The organism is Micromonospora sp. LH3U1 (assembly GCF_028475105.1).
GTDB lineage: Bacteria > Actinomycetota > Actinomycetes > Mycobacteriales > Micromonosporaceae > Micromonospora.
Map to the genome: position 1 here is coordinate 1,678,614 of NZ_CP116936.1, position 17,964 is coordinate 1,696,577.

The following is a 17,964-nucleotide window of genomic DNA, read 5'->3' on the forward strand; positions in this document are numbered from 1 at the left end:
CCGGCATGGGTACGGTCGTCGGGCCGGCCGGCGATCGGGCGGCGAAACGGAGGCCCGACCAGTGTCCATCGCGCTCATCACCCTCGGCGGCACCATCGCGATGGGTGGCGTGGACGCCGGCCGCCCCGGTGTGGTCACGCGACTCACCGGCGCGGACCTCACTGCTGCCGTGCCCGGCATCGCCGAGTTGGGCGTACCCGTGGACGTCCGGGACGCCCACGCGGTGCCCAGCGCCAACCTCACCGGCCGCCTCCTGCTCGACGTGGTCGGCGAGGCGTCCCGGGCAGTGGCCGAGGGCGCGACCGGTGTCGTGGTCACCCAGGGCACCGACACCCTGGAGGAGACGGCGTTCCTGGCCGACCTGATCTGGCCGCACGCCGCCCCGCTGGTCTTCACCGGTGCGATGCGCAACCCCACGCTGGCCGGCGCCGACGGGCCGGCGAACCTGCTCGCGGCCCTACGGGTGGCCGCCGCGCCGCACACCCGTGACCTGGGCGTGCTGGTCGCCGTCAACGACGAGGTGCACGCCGCCCGATGGCTGCGCAAGACGCACAGCACCAGCACCGCCACCTTCGCCTCGCCCAACACCGGCCCTCTCGGCCAGGTGATCGAGGGGGAGGTGCGGGTGCTGACCCGGCCGGTTCGGCACGAGCCGCTGCCGCCGGTCGACCCGGACCGGCTCGACGCGACCCGGGTGGCCCTGTACGTGGTGACGATGGACGACGACGGCCTGCTGCTGAACGGCCTGGCCGACACTCACCACGCCCTGGTGGTGGCCGGCTTCGGGGTGGGACACGTGCCCTCCACGCTGGCGCCGCTGCTCGGGGACCTCGCCGAGCGGATACCGGTCGTCCTCACCTCCCGCGCCGGGGCCGGGTCGGTGCTGCGGCACACGTACGGGGCGGTTGGCTCGGAGACCGACCTGCAACGACGCGGCCTGCTCAACGGCGGGTTGCTCGACCCGTACAAGGCGCGGGTGCTGCTGCGGCTGCTGCTCGCCAACGGCGCCGGTCGGGACGAGGTGACCACCGCGCTGGCCCGGCACGGCTGAGCAGCAGCCACCGGCCGTCCCTAGACTGCTGCGGGTGACCGGAGAGCGACGACCCCTGGCCGGCCGGCCGCTCACCGAGCCGCACCCGTCCCGGCTGCCTCCCGAGCACCCCGACCGGGCCCGGATCCTCGCCGCGCACGCCGCCGCGCTGGCCGCCGACGAGGCCGGATACCTCGACCCGGCGAGCGGGTTGTTCGTGCTCAGCGCCGGCTTCCTGGCCCGGCGCGGCACGTGCTGCGGACGAGGCTGCCGGCACTGCCCGTACGTGGATGATCCACAGTCCGGATAGCGTCGGCGGGCCGGCGAAACGAGGGCTTCCGCCCGACACCCACACCCCGTACGGTGTCCGACGGACATCGGGCGGGCGCCTTCCGCCGTCGGTCGGCGAGAGGGTGGAAACGTGCGCGGGCGGATCGTGGTCGCCGGGCTGGCGGGGCTGCTGGTGAGCGGCTGCGCCGCCGAGGCCGATCCGGTGGCGGTGCCGCCCCCGGTGCCGATCGCGGTGGACGTGGCGGCGGCCTCCTCGGGCGGCGCCTGCCGGCTGCTGGACTTCACGGTGATCGAGCAACTGGTCAAGGTGCGCTTCGACGTGGCGGCGTCCAGCGAGCAGGGCGACACGCACACCTGCGTGGTCCGGGCCGGTGGCGCGCCGCTGCCGGAGCTGACGCTCAGCGTGACCGAGACCACGATCGACAAGGCCACCTTCGCCGCGGACGTGGTGCCCGACAAAGCGGCGAAGGTCACCGGGCTGGGCCAGCAGGCGTACAAGAGGACGACCGCTGCGGCGAGCGGCCACGGGCCAGTCGCCGAGGTGGGCTGGCTGGCCACCGACGGAAGGCTTGCCATGTTGAGCTGGACCGGTGCGCGTGGCAGCGCGCGCAGCGCGGTGGAGAAGCTGACCGCCGACCTGGCCGCACTGGCGAAAAAGGTGGACACCGGGGCGCTGTGACGCCGGGCCGGTTGCCTCGTCGATCTAGGGCATATTGCTGTCCACGGAGATCAACTCACGACCTTATGCCCTAGATCGACGATGGCTGGGGGCGGGACTCGCCGGGGCGGGGCGGGGCGGGGCGAGGTAGGCGACGGCTGCGGTGATCTTGCGGCTGATGCGCCGGGCCGACCCGGCCAGCAGCCGGTTGCCGGACTGGTGGCCGTGGCCGGTACAGCTCGGTTTGCGGTGAGTCAGTTGGCGGCGACGAAGACCCGGGAGGCGACCTCGCGGGGCAGCCGCACCCGGTCACCCGACCGGTCGATCGACACCCCGTCGCGCTCCTGCGCCACGGTCACCGTGGCACCCGGGTCGACACCGGCGGCGTGCAGTTGGCGCAACACGTCGGCGTCCTTCTGCACGCTCTCGCAGATCCGGCGCACCACGACCGGGCCGGAGAGGCCGGGGAAGGCCAGGTTGCGCTCGCTCTCAACGGCCTCGATGGCCTCCGCCGCCGGTGAGCCCAGCTCCTGCAGACCCGGGATCGGGTTGCCGTACGGAGAGCGGGTCGGGCGGTTGAGCAGGTCGTAGACCCGCTTCTCCACCGCGTCGCTCATCACGTGCTCCCAGCGGCAGGCCTCCTCGTGGGCCTCCTCGTAGGGCATCCCGATGACGTTGACCAGCAGCAGCTCTGCGAGGCGGTGCTTGCGCATCACCGACACGGCGCTGCCACGGCCCTGCGCGGTGAGCGTCAGGTGCCGGTCGCCCTCGACGGTGAGGAGGCCGTCGCGCTCCATCCGGGCGACGGTCTGGCTCACGGTGGGGCCGCTCTGCTGCAGCCGTTCGGCGATCCGGGCACGCAGCGGCGGCACCCCCTCCTCTTCCAACTCAAGGATGGTGCGTAGGTACATTTCGGTCGTATCGACCAGGTCGTGAGACTTCATAACGTCAGCGGCCCTCCGATGCACGATGCTACCTCGGGTGTTGTGCCGGCGACCGCCGCCGAACCGCGTGTGCCCGGCACGAATGGTGTTGGATGGTCGCCATGTCCGGTACCCAGGAGCCGCTGGTCGAGGTCGATCGGCTCGCCGCCGAGCTCGACCACGCCGATCCGCCAACCCTGCTCGACGTCCGCTGGCGGCTCATCGGCCCACCCGGCCACGACGACTACCTCGCCGGCCATCTGCCCGGCGCGGTCTTCATCGACCTGGACACCGCGCTCTGCGGGGCGCCCGGCGCCGGCGGTCGGCACCCACTGCCCGACCCGGCCGCGTTGCAGGCCGCGCTACGGGCCGCCGGCGTCCGTGCCGGTCACCCCGTGGTGGTGTACGACGGCGGGGACGGCCTGGCCGCCGCTCGGGCCTGGTGGACGCTGCGCTGGGCGGGGCACCGCCCGGTGCGACTGCTGCACGGTGGCTACCCGGCCTGGGTCGCCGCCGGCCGTCCCGTCTCCACGGACGCGCCCGCCCCGACGTCCGGCGACGTCGTGGTACGCCCCGGTGATCTTCCGGTGCTCGACGCCGGGCAGGCCGCCGCGCTGGCCGCCGCGGACGACGCCGTGCTGCTCGACGTACGGGCGGCGCCCCGCTACCGGGGCGAGGTGGAGCCCATCGACCCCGTCGCCGGGCACGTGCCGGGGGCGGCGAACCTGCCCGCCGGGGAGTACGTCGGCCCGGACGGGCGCTTCCTGGCCGCCGATCTGTTGAGCGAGAAATTCGCCGCCGCCGGGGTGACCGAGGCGCGGGCCGTCGGGGCGTACTGCGGATCGGGTGTGACCGCCGCGCAGGCGGTGCTCGCGCTGCACCTGGCCGGTCGTACGGACGCTGCTCTCTATGTTGGATCGTGGAGCAACTGGGTGGCGGACCCGGCCCGACCGGTCGACTCCGGGCCGACTTCTGCTCGCTGACCAGCGCGTGCGGTGGGCGGGCGACGGTCCTCGTGCGACGATGGGCTCATGTCCGACGACACGGTGGTGGTGTGGGACGAGTCGCTGCTCGCCTACGACATGGGTGACCATCCGCTTGACCCGGTCCGGGTGGAGCTGACCGTCGCGCTCGCCCGCGAGCTGGGCATCCTCGATCGGCCCGGGGTGCGCGTGGTCAAGCCGGAGCCCGCTGACGATGCCCTGCTCACCCGGGTGCACGACCCGGCCTACCTGGCGGCGGTGCGCGCCGCGCCGCGCGACCCGCTGTTCGCCGGGTACGGGCTGGGCACGTCCGACAACCCGGTCTTCGAGGGGATGCACGAGTCCAGCGCGCTGGTCGTCGGCGCGACGGTGGCCGCCGCCGAGGCGGTCTGGCGCGGCGATGCCCGGCGGGCGGTGAACGTGGCCGGCGGCCTGCACCACGCGATGCCGGCCCGGGCCTCTGGTTTCTGTGTCTACAACGACCCCGCGGTGGCCATCGCCCGCCTGCTCGACCTGGGCGCTGAGCGGATCGCGTACGTGGACGTCGACGTGCACCACGGCGACGGAGTGCAGGACATCTTCTGGGACGACCCCCGGGTGCTCACGGTCAGCCTGCACGAGACCCCGCTGGCGCTCTTCCCGGGCACCGGTTTCCCGGACGAGACGGGTGGGCCGGGCGCGCAGGGCACCGCGGTCAACATGCCGCTGCCGCCGGGTGTCGACGACACCGCCTGGCAGCGGGCGTTCCACGCGATCGTGCCGTCGGTGCTGCGCGCGTTCCGGCCGCAGGTGCTCGTCAGCCAGTGCGGTGCCGATGGGCACCGACTGGATCCGCTCGCCGACCTGAACCTGACGGTGGACGGGCAGCGGGCCACCTACCTGGCGTTGCGGGCACTTGCCGACGAGTTGTGCGAGGGCCGTTGGGTGGCCACTGGCGGCGGCGGGTACGCGCTGGTCGAGGTGGTGCCCCGGGCCTGGACGCACCTCTTGGCCGTGGCCACCGGTGACCCGATCGACCCGGCCACGCTCACCCCACCGGCGTGGCGGGATCTGGTCGCCTCCCGTCGGCTGGGCCGGGAGGTGCCGCTGCGGATGACCGACGACGCGGACCCGTCGTACGAGCCGTGGCAGCCGACCGGTGAGCCGAACGCGGTGGACCGGGCGATCGCGGCCACCCGTAAGAAGGTCTTCCCGCTGCTCGGGCTCGACCCGTACGATCCGCGGGACTGAGTCGGGCCGGGGGAGGGCCGCACCGGTGACGATCGTGGACCAGCCGGTGGACGTGCTGCTCAGCGACGGCAGCACTGTCCAGTTGCGACCGATCGACCCGGCCGACGCGCCGGGCATCGTGGCGATGCACAGCCGGTTCTCCGAGCGCACCCGCTACCTTCGGTATTTTTCGCCGTATCCGCGTATCCCCGAACGCGACCTGATCCGTTTCGTCACCGTCGACCACCACGACCGGGAGGCGTTCGTGGTGCTGGCTGCCGACCAGATCGTCGCGGTCGGCCGGTACGAGCGGCTCGGCCCGCAGGCCCCGGAGGCGGAGGTGGCCTTCGTGGTGGAGGACGCCTACCAGGGCCGGGGCATCGGCTCGGTGTTGATGGAGCACCTGGCCGACGCGGCCCGTCGTCACGACATCATGAGCTTCGTCGCCGAGGTGTTGCCGGCCAACGGGACGATGCTGCGGGTCTTCGCCGACTTCGGCTACCAGGTTCAGCGCGAGTACGCCGACGGTGTGGTGCACCTGAGTTTCCCGATCGCCCCCACCGAGGCCACGCTGGAGGTGCAGCGCGGTCGGGAGCACCGCACCGAGGCCCGCTCGATCGCCCGGCTGCTCGCCCCACGTGGCATCGTCGTCTACGGCGCCAGCGCCACCGGCCAGGGTGTCGGCGCGGCGGTGCTCGGGCACCTGCGTGACGGTGGTTTCACCGGAGCGGTGGTGCCGGTGCATCCGAGCGCGTCGACCGTGGCGGGCCTGCCCGCGTACCCGTCAGCGGTCGACGCCGGAATGCCGGTGGACCTGGCGGTGGTGGCGGTCCCACCGGAGGCGGCGACTGCGGTGGTCACCGACGCCGCCGCCGCGGGGTGCACGGCCTGGTGGTCATCTCGGCCGGCTTCGCCGAGGCCGGCGCCGAAGGCGCGGCCACCCAGCGGGCGCTGGTCCGCGCGGCGCACGCCGCCGGGATGCGGGTCGTCGGCCCGAACTGTCTGGGCGTGGCCAACACCAACCCGGCGGTACGCCTCAACGCCACCCTCGCCCCGGCCCTGCCGCCCGCCGGTCGGGTCGGCATCTTCAGCCAGTCCGGTGCGTTCGGGGTGGCGCTGCTCGCCGAGGCCGACCGGCGTGGGCTCGGGCTGTCCAGCTTCGTCTCGGCCGGCAACCGGGCCGACGTATCGGGCAATGACCTTCTTCAGTACTGGCAGGACGACCCCGGCACCGACGTGATCATGTTGTACCTGGAGACCTTCGGTAACCCGCGCAAGTTCGCCCGGCTGGCCCGGCGGATCGGCCGTGCCAAACCGGTCGTCGCGCTGGCCTCGCCGGCCCGCCCGGTCGGCGTGGGTGACACCGCCGGTCCGGACGGGGTGGCGGTGGCCGCGCTCTTCGCCCAGTCCGGGGTGATCCGGGTGGACACCGTGCCGGAGCTGCTCGACGTGGGTGTGCTGCTCGCCAACCAGCCGTTGCCGGTCGGCGGCCGGGTCGGTGTGGTGGGCAACTCGTCGGCCCTGACCGGCCTTGCCGCCACCGCGTGCGCGGGGCAGGGCCTCACCGTCGCCGACGGCTATCCCCGCGATGTCGGGCCGAGCGCCGGTGCCGCCGAGTTCGCCGCCGCTCTCGCGGAGACGGCCGGCGACGACCAGGTGGACGCCCTGGTGGTGGTCTTCGCCCCGCCGCTGCCCGGCCAACTGACCGAGGTGGACGCCGACGTGACCGCCGCGCTGCCGGCTGCCCTCGCGCTGGGCAAGCCGACGGTGGCGACGTTCCTGGTCGGGCGGCTGCCGCCGGGCGTGCCCGCGTACGGCGGCGTGGAGGAGGCGGTGCGCGCTCTGGCCCGGGTGCACCGGTACGCGGAGTGGCTGCGCCGCCCGTCCGGGGTGACGCCTGAGCTGCCCGGCATCGATCGAGCCGCCGCGCAGGCAGCGCTCCGCTCCGACGCCGCCGACCAGGGCGCGCTGCTGGCCGCGTACGGCATCGATGTGGTGGCCTCGGTGCCGATCGACTCGGTCGGCGCGGCGGTCGACGCGGCGGCGCGGTTGGGTTTCCCGGTGGCGCTCAAGGCGGCCGCCCCGGGTTGCGGCACCGACTCGACCTCGGCGCGGTCCGGCTCGACCTGCCGGACGAGCCGGCCCTCCGTCGCGCGTACGCCGAGTTGGCGGCGGCCTTCGGCGCGGACGCCCTGGTCCAACCGATGGTCCCGCCCGGGGTGGCGTGCGTGGTGGAGCTGGTGGAAGACCCGGCGTTCGGGCCGGTGGTCGGCTTCGGTCTCGGCGGGGTCGCCACCGAGTTGCTCGGCGATCGGGCCTGGCGGGCAGTGCCGCTGACCGACCGGGACGCCGCCGAGCTGGTCGACGAGCCCCGGGCGGCGCCGCTGCTGCGCGGACACCGGGGTGCCGTACCGGTCGACCGGGCGGCCCTGGCCGACCTGCTGCTGCGGGTGGGTCAGCTCGCCGACGAGCAACCCCGGGTGCGGTCGCTGACCCTCAACCCGGTGCTCGCCCGCCCGGACGGCATCTCGGTCCTGCACGCCCAGGTACGCGTCGGCGGTGTGGCCGCCCGACCGGACACCGGCCCCCGTCGCCTGTGAGTGCGTCGGGTCAGGCGCGGCTGGAGATCTGCTGGACGGCCCAGGCGTTGCCGTCCGGGTCGGTGAAGAAGACAAAGCCCACGTTGTCCAACGGGTGCGGCGTGGGGCTCGGGCTCGCGCCGAGCACCTGGATCTCACTGACCTCCACACCACGTTCGACCAGCTGCGCGTGGGCGTGCTCGATGTCGGGCACCACCAGTTGCAGGCCCTTGAGCGAGCCGGGCGGCATGTCCGGGACGGCGCCCTTGCCGATCACGATCGAGCAGCCCGAGCCGGGCGGGGTCAGTTGGATGATGCGTGCCTCGTCGCCGATCACCGTGTCGTGGTCCACCGTGAAGCCGAGCTGGTCCGCGTAGAACGCCTTCGCCCGGTCCAGATCGGACACCGGCACGATCACCACTTCCAACGTCCAGTTCATGATTGCTCTCCTCGTGTCGTCGTTGTCGAGTGCAGCAGCGCCGCGAGCCGTGTGAAGCTCTGCCCGACGCCGCGGGCCATCGGGTAGCGCAGCACGGTGTCCCGCCCCTCGGCGGTGGCGTAGAGCAGGGTGGTGGTGACTGTCGTTCGCCCGGCCAAGTCGGTGAACTCGTGGCTGACCAGGGTCTCGCCCGGGTAGGACTGGTCGTCGAAGAGCTCGGTGCAGACCAGCCGGTGCGGTGGCTCGACCTGCCGGTAGACCCCAGCCTGGACCATCCGGGCGCCTCCCGGGCCCAGCGACACGAACCGCCACCGCCCGCCGACCCGCAGGTCGACGTCGCATGCCGTGAGCCGCCAGCCGCGTGCGCCATACCAGCGGACCAGCAGCTCGGGTTGGGTGAAAGCGGCGAACACCAGCTGCGCCGGAGCCTCGAACAGCCGACGCAACACGATCTCCCGGTCGCCCGGGGTGTCCACGACGAGCGGATCGTCGATGCCGGTCACCTGCCCGGTCCGTCCGGTCGGGTGCGGCGGCGCTCGGTGTCGATCTGGTCGACGGCCTGGAGTTCGTCGAGCAGGGCGTCGAGGCGCTGGTAGCTCTCCGCCCAGTAGTCGCGGTAGTCGGCGAGCCAGGCCGTGGCCTCCCGCAGCGGGCGGGCTTCCAGTCGGCACGGCCGGCGCTGGGCGTCCCGCCCCCGGCTGACGAGGCCAGCGCGTTCCAGCACCTTGACGTGCTTGGAGATTGCCGGCTGGCTCATCTCGAAGGGCTCAGCCAGCTCGGTCACGGTCGCCGCGCCGACCGCGAGCCGGGCGAGGATGGCCCGCCGGGTCGGGTCGGCCAGCGCCGCGAAGGTCGCGTCCAACAGCTCTGCGCTCACCGTCCATAACCTCCTGGTTTCATAACCAGATGGTTTGTATCGCGGATCAGCGCCACCGTCAAGCACCTCGACACCATGGAAGGCCCCGGCGAACCGCCAGGGCCTTCCACGGGAACCGGGTGCGTCAGCAGGCGTACGCCTCCAGACGCTGGGCCCGCTCCGGGGCGCGCAGCTTCAGCAGCGTCACCTTCTCGATCTGTCGAATCCGCTCCCGGGACAGGCCGAACTCACGGCCGACCTCGTCCAGGGTGCGCTGCCGGCCATCGTCCAGACCGAACCGGAGCCGGATGACCGCCTGCTCCCGCTGAGACAGGGTGGCCAGCACGACGCTGACCTCGTTGCGCAACTCGCCCTGGGCGGCGGCGTCGCCCGGCTCCGTGCGCGGGTCCACCGAGGCCACGAAGTCACCGAGCGCGCTTTCGCCGTCGTCGCCCACGGCCTGATCCAGACTGACCGGCTCCCGGTCGTAGGAGATCAGCTCGATGACCTGAATCTCAGGGACCTCCAGTGCGCGGGCCACCTCCGCGACCGTCGGTTCGCGGCCCAGCGTCACCGACAGCTCGCGGCGGGCCCGGACCATCCGGTTGACCTGCTCGACCATGTGCACCGGGATGCGGATCGTGCGGGCCTGGTCGGCCATCGCGCGGGTGATCGCCTGCCGGATCCACCAGGTGGCGTACGTGGAGAACTTGTAGCCCTTGGCGTAGTCGAACTTCTCCACCGCGCGGATCAGACCGAGGTTGCCCTCCTGGATCAGGTCGAGGAACGCCATTCCGCGTCCGGTGTAGCGCTTGGCGATGCTGACCACCAGCCGCAGGTTCGCCTCCAACAGGTGGTCCTTGGCCGCCCGGCCCTCCGCGACGATCAGCTCCAGGTCGGCCCGCAACTCCGGGGAGACCGGGGTGCAGGTGGCCAACTTCTCGTCGGCGAACAGGCCGGCCTCGATCCGCCGGGCCAGATCGACCTCCTGTGCGGCGGTCAGCAGCTTCGTCCGGCCGATCCCGTTCAGGTACGCGCGAACCAGGTCGGTGGAGATGCCGCGCTCGTCGGTGGCGTCCAGGTCGGCGAGGACCTCGGAGGCGCCGTCGGTGTTCGTCGTGGTGGCCAGGCGCGTCCGGTGTTCCGTCATCTGCAGGACCATCTCTGTCTCTCCCCGTTTCCACGTCTGTGCCGTGTCTCCGGCCCAGTGGCGCCGGTGTGCACACAGCTTGGCGGGCGGGGCGTAAAACGGGAGTGAGGCGATCGGGCACCCGACAGGAATTGGGTCGGATCGCTGGTGCGGTGTGTCGTCCCGGTGTGTGGTTGCCCGCCACGGCTACGTTGCGGACGGTCGGCCACCTCTGGTCGGCGAGGACAAAAGTTGGAGGACGGTGTGGTCTTCAAGCGGCTCATGAAGGCGATGGGGGTCGGCGGCCCGTCGGTGGAGACGGTGCTGGCCAACCCGAACTGCCGCCCGGGCGGTCAGCTGGAGGGCCGCATCCAGGTGCTCGGCGGCGACCACCAGGTCGACATCGACCACGTGACCCTCGGCCTGGTCACCCGGGTCGAGGTCGAGAGCGGCGACAACGACTACGACACCACTCAGGAGTTCCACCGCCAACAGGTCACCGGCGCGTTCCGGCTGGAACCAGGGCAGCGCTACGACATCCCGTTCCGCTTCGACGTGCCGTGGGAGACACCGGTCACCGAGCTGTACGGGCAGCACCTGCACGGCATGACGATGGGCCTGCGTACGGAGCTGGAGGTCGCACGCGCCGTCGACAAGGGCGACCTGGACGCCGTGTCGGTGCACCCGCTGCCGGCGCAGGAGCGACTGCTGGACGCGTTGCTGCGGCTGGGCTTCCGGTTCGCACGCGCCGATGTGGAGCGTGGCCACATCTATGGCGTACGGCAGTCGCTGCCGTTCTATCAGGAAATCGAGTTCAGCCCGGCGTCGCAGTACGCCCGCTCGATCAACCAGTTGGAGGTCACCTTCATCGCCGACGCGCAGCAGATGCAGGTGGTGCTGGAGGTCGACAAGCGCGGCGGTGTCTTCACCGAGGGCCGGGACGCCTTCGGCCGCTTCACCGTCGACCACGCCACCGCCGACCGCACCGACTGGACCGCCGAACTCGACAACTGGCTCCGCCAGTCCCTAACCCGCCGAGGCCTCTTCTCCTAACCCCACCCCGCCCGCCCCACCCCGGCTTTCCTCGGTGATCATGAAGTTATTGCCCCGACACGCCGCTGCGGTGGGTAATAACTTCATGATCAACGAGGCGGGAGGCGGGGTGGGGTTAGAGGTCTAGGAGGAGGGTTCGGGGGCCTACGTTGGTGCTCTCGACGAGCATGTGGGCGCGGAAGCGGCCGGTCTCGACCGGTGCGCCGCGCTGGCGCAGCGCATCGACGACTGCCGTCACCAACGGCTCGGCCACCTCGGCGGGGGCGGCGGCTGTCCAGCTCGGACGGCGGCCCTTGCGGGCGTCTCCGTAGAGGGTGAACTGGCTGACCACCAGGATCGGCGCACCGGTATCGGCGGCCGACCGCTCGTCGTCCAGGATGCGCAGCTCGTGAACCTTCCGGGCCATCGTCTGAGCGGTCTCCACGCTGTCGGTGTGGGTCACCCCGAGCAGCACCAGCAGGCCGTTCTCGATCGCGCCGACCACCTCGCCGTCCACGGTCACGCTCGCCCGTCCGACGGTCTGCACCACCGCACGCATCAGCAGACCACCGCCGTGCGCGCCGCAAAGGCCGCCGCAAAGGCCGCCGCGGAACCCGCCGCAAAGCCCGCCGCCGGTACGACTCGCATCAGGTGGTCACCGGCTCGATGAAGCCGCGCTCGACCAGGTGCGCCACGATCGGGCCCGCGGCCTCGGCCATCTCGTCGGGCTCGACGTCGTGCGCCGCGGCGAGCAGGGCGAGCTGATCGCGCAGCGGGAGCCGGCCGTCGGCGCCACCGACCAGTGCCAGCACCAGCGGGTCGATCTCCTCGGTCCAGCGCGGGCCGTGCGGCATCGCGAGGACCTGCCGGTCCACCGCCCAGCCCTCGTCGCCCATGGTGGCCTCCTGCCGCAGCTGGAGGCCCTCGGCGGCCCGGTAGCGCTCGGCGAGCAGCGCCTCGGTGTCGCGTACCTTGAGGAAGTCCTGGCGGTCGAACCAGGCGGCGATCTGATCGCCCAGCGGCGGCTGCACCCGCTGGCGCAGGTCCTCCACGCGGACCACCGGGTCGGCGTGCCCACCTCGGCGCAGCGACACGATGCCGAAGCCGATCCCCTCCACCTTGTGCGCGTCGAACCAGTCCAGCCAGGCGGCCATCCGCTGTGGGTCGGCGGTCTCGCCGACGTCGGTGAGCCACAGGTCGACGTACGCCATCGGGTCGGCCACCTCGCGCTGGATCACCCAGGCGTCCAGGCCGGTCCCGGCGAACCAGCCGGCCACCCGCTCGTCCCACTCCTCACCGGCGACGTGCACCCAGTTCGCCAGGTACTGCATGGTGCCGCCCTCGGTGAGCAGGCCGGGGGCGGCGGCGGCCAGTTCGGCGCCGATCGCGTCACCGACCCGGCCGGAGTCGCGGTAGACGTGCGTGGTGGTGCCCGGGCCGACCACGAACGGCGGGTTGCTCACCACCAGGTCGAAGCGCCGCCCGGCCACCGGCGCGACCATGTCGCCGCGCAGCAGCTCCCAGTCCTGGCCGTTGAGGGCGGCGGTGGTCGCGGCGAAGCGCAGCGCCCGCTCCGAGAGGTCGGTGGCGGTCACCGATCTGGCGTGGGTGGCCAGGTGCAGGGCCTGGACGCCGGAGCCGGTGCCCAGGTCGAGTGCGGTGTCGACCGACCGGCGCATGGTCGCGCCGATCAGGGTGTGGGTGGCCCCGCCGACGCCGAGGACGTGCTCGGCGTGCAACGGTCGGCCCGGCCGTGCGCTGGCTGGCACGTCGGCGAGCACCCACCAGTCGTCCCCGTACGGCTCCAGGTCGACGCCGGCACGCAGGCCGTCGCCGTACCGCTCGACCAGCCCGCCGGCCAGCGCCTCCGCCAGGCTCAGCGGCGCCAGCGCGGCGGCCACCGCCGCCTCCGGCTCGGTCTGGTCGCAGATGAACACCCGGATCAGGGTGCCGAGCGGGTCGCCGTCCTCGGTGGCGCGCAGCGCCGCCCGGTAGTCGTTCCGGGAGACCGCGGCGGTTGCCTGCGCGCCCAGCCTCTCGGCGATGCCGTTGCCGGTGAACCCGGTCCGGGTCAGCGCGGTCCGCAGCGCGTCGACGCCGGCGGGGGAGAGCAGCATGTCGTGTTCGTCCACGCCGTCATCCTGCCTCCCGTTGCGTCCCGGCTCGGCGCCACCCGCCGGAAGACGTCGGAGCGTCGGTGTCCGCCCGGCTCGCTGAGCCAGGCAGGATGGTCGGCATGACGCTTGTGCTGCCCATCGACCCGGAGGCCAACCGGCTGCTGGAGCGCAGCCCCCTGGCCCTGCTCCTCGGCATGGTTCTCGATCAGCAGGTGCCGATGGAGAAGGCGTTCTCCTCGCCGTACGTGTTGGCGCAGCGGCTCGGGCATGACCTGGACGCGGCGGAGTTGGCCGGGTACGACCTGGAGGCCCTGGTCGCGCTCTTCGCCCAGCCGCCCGCGCTGCACCGGTTTCCGAAGGCGATGGCGGCCCGGGTGCAGGAGGTCTGCCAGGTCCTGATGGAGCGCTACGACGGCGACGCGGCGCTGCTCTGGGCCGACGTCGCCGACGGGCCGGAGCTGCTGCGTCGGGTCTCCGGGCTGCCTGGCTTCGGCAAGCAGAAGGCGCAGATCTTCGTGGCTCTGCTCGGCAAGCGGTTCGGGGTGACCCCGCAGGACTGGCGGGAGGCGGCCGGCGGGTACGGCGACCCCGGCGCGTACCGGTCCGTGGCCGACGTCACCGACGTCGATTCGCTGCGCCGGGTGCGGGAGTACAAGCAGCAGTCGAAGGCGGTAGCCAAGGCGAAGGCCGCCGAGGGCTGAGCCGGTCGCTCAGGCGGCGGTGGGGTGCGCCAGCGAGGCCAGCGCGCGCCGGACGTCGGCGAGCGAGACGGTCGCGGAGTCGTCCAGGTCGGCCAGGCCGGCGTCGATCCACTGGCGCATCAGCGTGGTGACCCCGATGCCCCGGGCGTCGGCGGCGGCCCGCACCCGCTCATAGGTGTCCAGCGGCAGCCGGACTGATCGGCTCACCATCGGCACGTCGGTGTCGGGGGTGGGGAGATCCACCGTCGGGCTCTCATCGATCAGCTCGGCGATCCGGTCGTCGCCGCTGTGGAACTGCTTGGTCGCGTCGTTACGGTGCATCGTCACGGCCTCCTCATCGGCGTGATCTCCGCACGGCCTCGTCGTAGCGCTTGGACTCGACGTCGCTCAGCTCGCGGGCGGAGAGGATGTCCCAGTCGTTGTCGGTGCCATCGGCCTCGGCGAGCAGCACCGCCAGTCGGCGGCCCCGGCGGGCGGCGGCGTAGACCACCATCACGTCGTCGCCCAGGTGGCGGATGACCCGTCGGGCGCTGTGCAGCGCCTCCCAGACTTCCCCGGGCGTGACGTCGTAGACCCTCAGGTTGGCCAACGCCTCGTCGGTGAAGCTGAACCTGCTGCCCACGTCGCGGAGCGTACCACGAACGTAACACGTAGCGGGATGATTCGAATTTCGCTGATCACGGTCGTGCGGTGACAGGATGAGGCGTAATCCCCTTGAGGAGGTCCATGGTGAAGCGTCAGGCTTACCAGCCGATTCTGATCACCGACGCCTCGCGCAGCCAGGACGATCAGCTCAACAGTCGCCAGCGCCGTTATGTGCTGATGATGGGCATCCGGGTGGTGTGCATCATCGCCGGCGCGATCCTGGTCGGTGCGAACGCCCCACTGCTCTGGCTCTGGCTGCCGCTGTGCGGCCTCGGCATGGTGCTCATCCCCTGGCTGGCCGTGCTGCTGGCCAACGACCGGCCGCCGAAGGAACAGCACCGGCTGGCCAACCGCTTCCACCCCCGCCAGCAGGACGACACCCCGCCGATGAGCCTCACCGCGGAGGAACGCCCGCACAAGGTCATCGACGCCGAACCCTGACCCGCGAGCGGGCCAGGGTTCGACCGGTCACGGCTGTGGCTGCCGTGCGCCGACGGTTACGGCTGTGGCCGTGCCCTCGGTTACGGCTGTGGCCGTGCGCCGACGGTGGAGACGGCCAGCGCCCCCAGGTCGGTGGCGCGGCTCAGTGCCGCGGTCGGGGTGGCACCGGCGAGCCAGGCGGTGAGCAGGCCGGCCGCGAAGGCGTCGCCCGCCCCCGTGACGTCCACCACCGCCACCCGCCGGGCCGGCGCCACACTGACCGCCGCGGTGCGGTCGACCCAGACCGCGCCGGCCGCGCCGCGCTTGACCACGACCCGCCGGGCCGTCGCCGACAGCGCCCGCCCCTGCGCCGCCGGGTCCAGCCCGCCGGCCAGCACCGTGGCCTCGTCCGCGTTGACCAGCAGCAGGTCGACGTCGCGTACCCAACTCAAAAACGCCGCCGCGCCCACTCGCCGCAGCGGCGCCGCGGAGGCCGCGTCGACGCTGGTGGTGAGCCCGCGCTCGCGGGCGGCGGCCAACGCCCGCAGCCCCGCGCCGCGCGACCCGGCGTCCAGGAGGGTGTACGCGGACAGGTGCAGATGCCCAGCGTCGGGCACCGCCGCGAGGGCCTGCTCGACGTGCGGGGCGCTCAGCCGTAGGTTCGCGCCCCGCTGGCTGACCATGGTGCGCTCGCCGTCGGTGGCCAGCACGATCACCGTTCCGGTCGGTACGCCCTCGACCCGCTCGACCGCGCAGTCGACGCCCATGTGGTCGAGTTCGGCGAGGCGGTCCCGCCCCGCGTCGTCGTCACCGACCGCGCCGACGAGCGTGACGTCCACCCCCTGCGCGGCGATCCAGGCGGCGGTGTTGGCCGCCTGGCCGCCTCCACCGATGCTGATCTCGGCTGCGGTGTCCGATCCGGCCGCGAGCGGCCCGGACAGCACCGCGACCACATCGGTGATCACATCTCCGACCACGACCACCCGCGGCCGGTGAGTCATGCCGAAACGGCGGTGGTGCGGGCGGCCGCGGCGACCGCGATCCGCGCGGCCAGGTCGGCGTTGCGCAGGATGATCCGGACGTTCACCGCCAGGCTGGCGCCCTCGGTGGCCGAGTGGAAGTGCGACAGCAGGTAGGGGGTGACGGCCTTGCCGGTCACGCCGTCCCGACCCAGCCGGGCCAGGCCGTCGGCGAGGGTCCGGTCGTGCAGCTCTGGGTCGAGCTGCTCGTCGACTGGCAGCGGGTTCGCGACGAGCAGACCGCCGGCGTGCACGGACTGCTGGTCGCGGGCGGCGAGGACGGCGGCGACCTGCTCCGGCGAGTCCACCGACCAGTCCAGGTCGAAGCCGCCGTCGGTGAGGTAGAAGCCCGGGAACCGGCGGGTCTGGTAACCGACCACGGCGACCCCGAGGGTTTCCAGCCGCTCCAGCGTCGCGCCCACGTCGAGGATCGACTTGACCCCGGCGCAGACCACCGCGATCGGGGTCCGGGCCAGGGTGATCAGATCCGCCGACTCGTCGAAGGTCTGCGCGGCCTCCCGGTGCACCCCGCCCAGGCCGCCGGTGGCGAACACCCCGATCCCGGCCGCCGCGCCACCGCGCTGGTCGCGGCGACCGTGGTGGCGCCGTCCGCGCCGGTCGCCGCCGCCACCGCCAGGTCGCGGACGGAGAGTTTGGTCACCCCGTCGACGGTGGCCAGCCGGGTCAGCTGCGCATCGTCCAGACCGACCACCAGCTCACCGCCGATCATGCCGATCGTCGCCGGCACCGCCCCGGCGTCCCGAACCGCCTGCTCGATCTCCCGGGCTACCTGGAGGTTCTGCGGCCGGGGGAGGCCGTGCGAGACGATGGTGCTCTCCAGGGCGACGACAGGCCGCCCGTCGTGCAGGGCATTGGCCACGTCGGTGCCGTAGTTGATGCGAAAGTCAGTCACGTTTGGCAACGGTACGGGGTGGGCCCTCGGCCGGGCTCAAGTGGACCCAGCCGTGATGACCTGCCAAACTTGTCGGTCGGAGGTGCACACGTGAGCACAGAGGTTCTCGAGCGTCCGGAGCTGAAGGACGCCGACACCGGTCCCGAGATGTTCCACTACGTCCGCAAGGAGAAGATCGCCGAAAGTGCCGTCATGGGCACCTACGTCGTCGCGCTCTGCGGTGAGACGTTCCCGGTCACCAAGGCTGCCAAGCCGGGCTCGCCGGTCTGCCCCAAGTGCAAGGAGATCTACGACTCGTACCGCGAGTGAACCTCGGCCGGTGTTCCGGCCGGCGACGTAGCCTGCGGCGGTGACCACCTCCACCGCCCTGCTCCTCGCCGACCTGACCGGCGTTGCGGTGTTCGCCGCATCCGGGGCCTCGGCGGCGGTCGCCAAGCGGCTGGACCTGTTCGGAGTCGCTTTCGTCGGCTTCGTGGCCGCCCTCGGCGGCGGGATCTTCCGGGACCTGGTCATCGACGAGGTGCCGCCGCTGGCCTTCGCCGACTGGCGGTACGTGGCCACCGCCGCGATCACCGCGCTCGCCGTCTTCTGGCTGCACCCGCAACTCGCCCGCCTGCGCACCACCGTCCTGGTGCTGGATGCGGCGGGCCTGGCGCTGTTCACCGTGACCGGCACGCTCAAGGCGCTCGACGCCCGGGTGCCGGCGGTCGGCGCCTGCCTGATCGGCATGCTCACCGCGATCGGCGGCGGTCTCGGCCGCGACCTGCTCACCGCCGAGATCCCCGTGGTGCTGCGCCGGGAGATCTACGCTCTGGCCGCGCTGGCCGGCTCGGTCATGGTGGTGCTGCTGTACGTCACCGGGCAGACCAGGCCCGTGCCGCTCACCGCCGCCGCCGTTCTGGTCTTCGGGCTACGCCTGATCGCGCTGCGTCGGCGCTGGTCCGCCCCGGTGGCCGCGCTGCGCCCGCCGCGTACCGACGGGGCGGATCCCCGCACCGACCGGGAGTGGTGAAGCGGTCG

General features: G+C 72.6%; 20 protein-coding genes and 2 pseudogenes. 11 read left to right on the top strand and 11 right to left on the bottom strand.

From position 1 onward, the window contains the following. Positions 1–61: 61 nt before the first annotated feature. The 3 genes from PCA76_RS07755 to PCA76_RS07765 all read left to right on the top strand — a co-directional run bounded on the left by PCA76_RS07755 (position 62) and on the right by PCA76_RS07765 (position 2,000). Complete coding sequence (locus PCA76_RS07755; RefSeq protein ID WP_272616350.1) at positions 62–1,051, top strand: asparaginase; 990 nt, start codon at positions 62–64, stop codon at positions 1,049–1,051. A 34-nt stretch (positions 1,052–1,085) separates the two neighbouring features. After that, positions 1,086–1,340 (top strand): DUF5522 domain-containing protein, encoded by a 255-nt coding sequence (locus PCA76_RS07760; RefSeq protein ID WP_272616351.1) that lies wholly within the window; start codon positions 1,086–1,088, stop codon positions 1,338–1,340. A 111-nt stretch (positions 1,341–1,451) separates the two neighbouring features. Continuing rightward, positions 1,452–2,000 (top strand): hypothetical protein, encoded by a 549-nt coding sequence (locus tag PCA76_RS07765; protein WP_272616352.1) that lies wholly within the window; start codon positions 1,452–1,454, stop codon positions 1,998–2,000. Between the two features lie 233 nt (positions 2,001–2,233). On the opposite strand, the gene PCA76_RS07770 is transcribed toward PCA76_RS07765, so the two are convergent. Then, on the bottom strand, positions 2,234–2,923 hold the full coding sequence (locus tag PCA76_RS07770; protein ID WP_272616353.1) for a metal-dependent transcriptional regulator: 690 nt from the start codon (positions 2,921–2,923) through the stop codon (positions 2,234–2,236). A 101-nt stretch (positions 2,924–3,024) separates the two neighbouring features. Between PCA76_RS07770 and PCA76_RS07775 the strand changes: the two genes are divergently transcribed. The 3 genes and pseudogenes from PCA76_RS07775 to PCA76_RS07785 all read left to right on the top strand — a co-directional run bounded on the left by PCA76_RS07775 (position 3,025) and on the right by PCA76_RS07785 (position 7,694). Next, positions 3,025–3,885: a sulfurtransferase gene (locus tag PCA76_RS07775; RefSeq protein ID WP_272616355.1), complete on the top strand. Its 861-nt coding sequence runs from the start codon at positions 3,025–3,027 to the stop codon at positions 3,883–3,885. A gap of 48 nt (positions 3,886–3,933) precedes the next feature. Continuing rightward, positions 3,934–5,115: an acetoin utilization protein AcuC gene (locus tag PCA76_RS07780; protein WP_272616356.1), complete on the top strand. Its 1,182-nt coding sequence runs from the start codon at positions 3,934–3,936 to the stop codon at positions 5,113–5,115. Further along, positions 5,112–7,694, top strand: a pseudogene (locus PCA76_RS07785) (bifunctional acetate--CoA ligase family protein/GNAT family N-acetyltransferase). The gene PCA76_RS07780 and the pseudogene PCA76_RS07785 overlap by 4 nt, the downstream one beginning before the upstream one ends. A gap of 10 nt (positions 7,695–7,704) precedes the next feature. On the opposite strand, the gene PCA76_RS07790 reads toward PCA76_RS07785, so the two are convergent. The 4 genes from PCA76_RS07790 to sigB all read right to left on the bottom strand — a co-directional run bounded on the left by PCA76_RS07790 (position 7,705) and on the right by sigB (position 10,130). Beyond that, positions 7,705–8,112 carry a VOC family protein gene (locus PCA76_RS07790; RefSeq protein ID WP_272616358.1) on the bottom strand — a complete coding sequence of 136 codons (408 nt, stop codon included), beginning with the start codon at positions 8,110–8,112 and terminating at the stop codon, positions 7,705–7,707. Next, a complete protein-coding gene (locus PCA76_RS07795; RefSeq protein ID WP_272619237.1) occupies positions 8,109–8,606 on the bottom strand; it encodes an SRPBCC family protein in 498 nt (165 codons plus the stop codon). The genes PCA76_RS07790 and PCA76_RS07795 overlap by 4 nt, the downstream gene beginning before the upstream one ends. 5 nt (positions 8,607–8,611) lie before the next feature. Then, a complete protein-coding gene (locus PCA76_RS07800; protein ID WP_272616359.1) occupies positions 8,612–8,989 on the bottom strand; it encodes an ArsR/SmtB family transcription factor in 378 nt (125 codons plus the stop codon). Between the two features lie 124 nt (positions 8,990–9,113). Next, positions 9,114–10,130, bottom strand: coding sequence for an RNA polymerase sigma factor SigB (gene sigB / locus PCA76_RS07805; protein ID WP_272616360.1), 1,017 nt, complete (start codon positions 10,128–10,130; stop codon positions 9,114–9,116). 231 nt (positions 10,131–10,361) lie between these two features. On the opposite strand from sigB, the gene PCA76_RS07810 reads away from it, so the two are divergent. After that, the gene (locus PCA76_RS07810) at positions 10,362–11,150 is read left to right on the top strand and encodes a sporulation protein (RefSeq protein ID WP_272619239.1); all 789 of its coding nucleotides are present in this window, start codon (positions 10,362–10,364) and stop codon (positions 11,148–11,150) included. A 115-nt stretch (positions 11,151–11,265) separates the two neighbouring features. On the opposite strand, the gene dtd is transcribed toward PCA76_RS07810, so the two are convergent. After that, positions 11,266–11,688 carry a D-aminoacyl-tRNA deacylase gene (gene dtd / locus PCA76_RS07815; protein ID WP_272616361.1) on the bottom strand — a complete coding sequence of 141 codons (423 nt, stop codon included), beginning with the start codon at positions 11,686–11,688 and terminating at the stop codon, positions 11,266–11,268. 88 nt (positions 11,689–11,776) lie between these two features. Further along, positions 11,777–13,261, bottom strand: coding sequence for a DUF7782 domain-containing protein (locus PCA76_RS07820; RefSeq protein ID WP_272616362.1), 1,485 nt, complete (start codon positions 13,259–13,261; stop codon positions 11,777–11,779). A 95-nt stretch (positions 13,262–13,356) separates the two neighbouring features. Here PCA76_RS07820 and PCA76_RS07825 point away from each other — a divergent pair, with 95 nt between their 5' ends. Beyond that, on the top strand, positions 13,357–13,947 hold the full coding sequence (locus tag PCA76_RS07825) for an HhH-GPD-type base excision DNA repair protein (RefSeq protein WP_272619241.1): 591 nt from the start codon (positions 13,357–13,359) through the stop codon (positions 13,945–13,947). A gap of 9 nt (positions 13,948–13,956) precedes the next feature. On the opposite strand, the gene PCA76_RS07830 is transcribed toward PCA76_RS07825, so the two are convergent. Further along, positions 13,957–14,268, bottom strand: a complete 312-nt coding sequence (locus tag PCA76_RS07830) for a hypothetical protein (RefSeq protein ID WP_272616363.1) — start codon at positions 14,266–14,268, stop codon at positions 13,957–13,959. A 13-nt stretch (positions 14,269–14,281) separates the two neighbouring features. Further along, the gene (locus tag PCA76_RS07835) at positions 14,282–14,569 is read right to left on the bottom strand and encodes a hypothetical protein (RefSeq protein ID WP_074318059.1); all 288 of its coding nucleotides are present in this window, start codon (positions 14,567–14,569) and stop codon (positions 14,282–14,284) included. A 104-nt stretch (positions 14,570–14,673) separates the two neighbouring features. Here PCA76_RS07835 and PCA76_RS07840 point away from each other — a divergent pair, with 104 nt between their 5' ends. Next, on the top strand, positions 14,674–15,033 hold the full coding sequence (locus PCA76_RS07840) for a DUF3099 domain-containing protein (protein WP_272616364.1): 360 nt from the start codon (positions 14,674–14,676) through the stop codon (positions 15,031–15,033). Positions 15,034–15,113: 80 nt separating this feature from the next. Here the strand turns inward: PCA76_RS07840 and PCA76_RS07845 are convergent, their stop codons facing one another. Continuing rightward, the gene (locus PCA76_RS07845; protein WP_272616366.1) at positions 15,114–16,013 is read right to left on the bottom strand and encodes a carbohydrate kinase family protein; all 900 of its coding nucleotides are present in this window, start codon (positions 16,011–16,013) and stop codon (positions 15,114–15,116) included. After that, positions 16,010–16,953: pseudogene (locus PCA76_RS07850) on the bottom strand (pseudouridine-5'-phosphate glycosidase). The gene PCA76_RS07845 and the pseudogene PCA76_RS07850 overlap by 4 nt, the downstream one beginning before the upstream one ends. A gap of 81 nt (positions 16,954–17,034) precedes the next feature. Between PCA76_RS07850 and PCA76_RS07855 the strand changes: the two are divergent. Continuing rightward, the gene (locus PCA76_RS07855) at positions 17,035–17,253 is read left to right on the top strand and encodes a DUF3039 domain-containing protein (protein ID WP_088946800.1); all 219 of its coding nucleotides are present in this window, start codon (positions 17,035–17,037) and stop codon (positions 17,251–17,253) included. Between the two features lie 40 nt (positions 17,254–17,293). After that, positions 17,294–17,956 carry a trimeric intracellular cation channel family protein gene (locus tag PCA76_RS07860; RefSeq protein WP_272616369.1) on the top strand — a complete coding sequence of 221 codons (663 nt, stop codon included), beginning with the start codon at positions 17,294–17,296 and terminating at the stop codon, positions 17,954–17,956. The last annotated feature ends 8 nt before the right edge of the window (positions 17,957–17,964 follow it).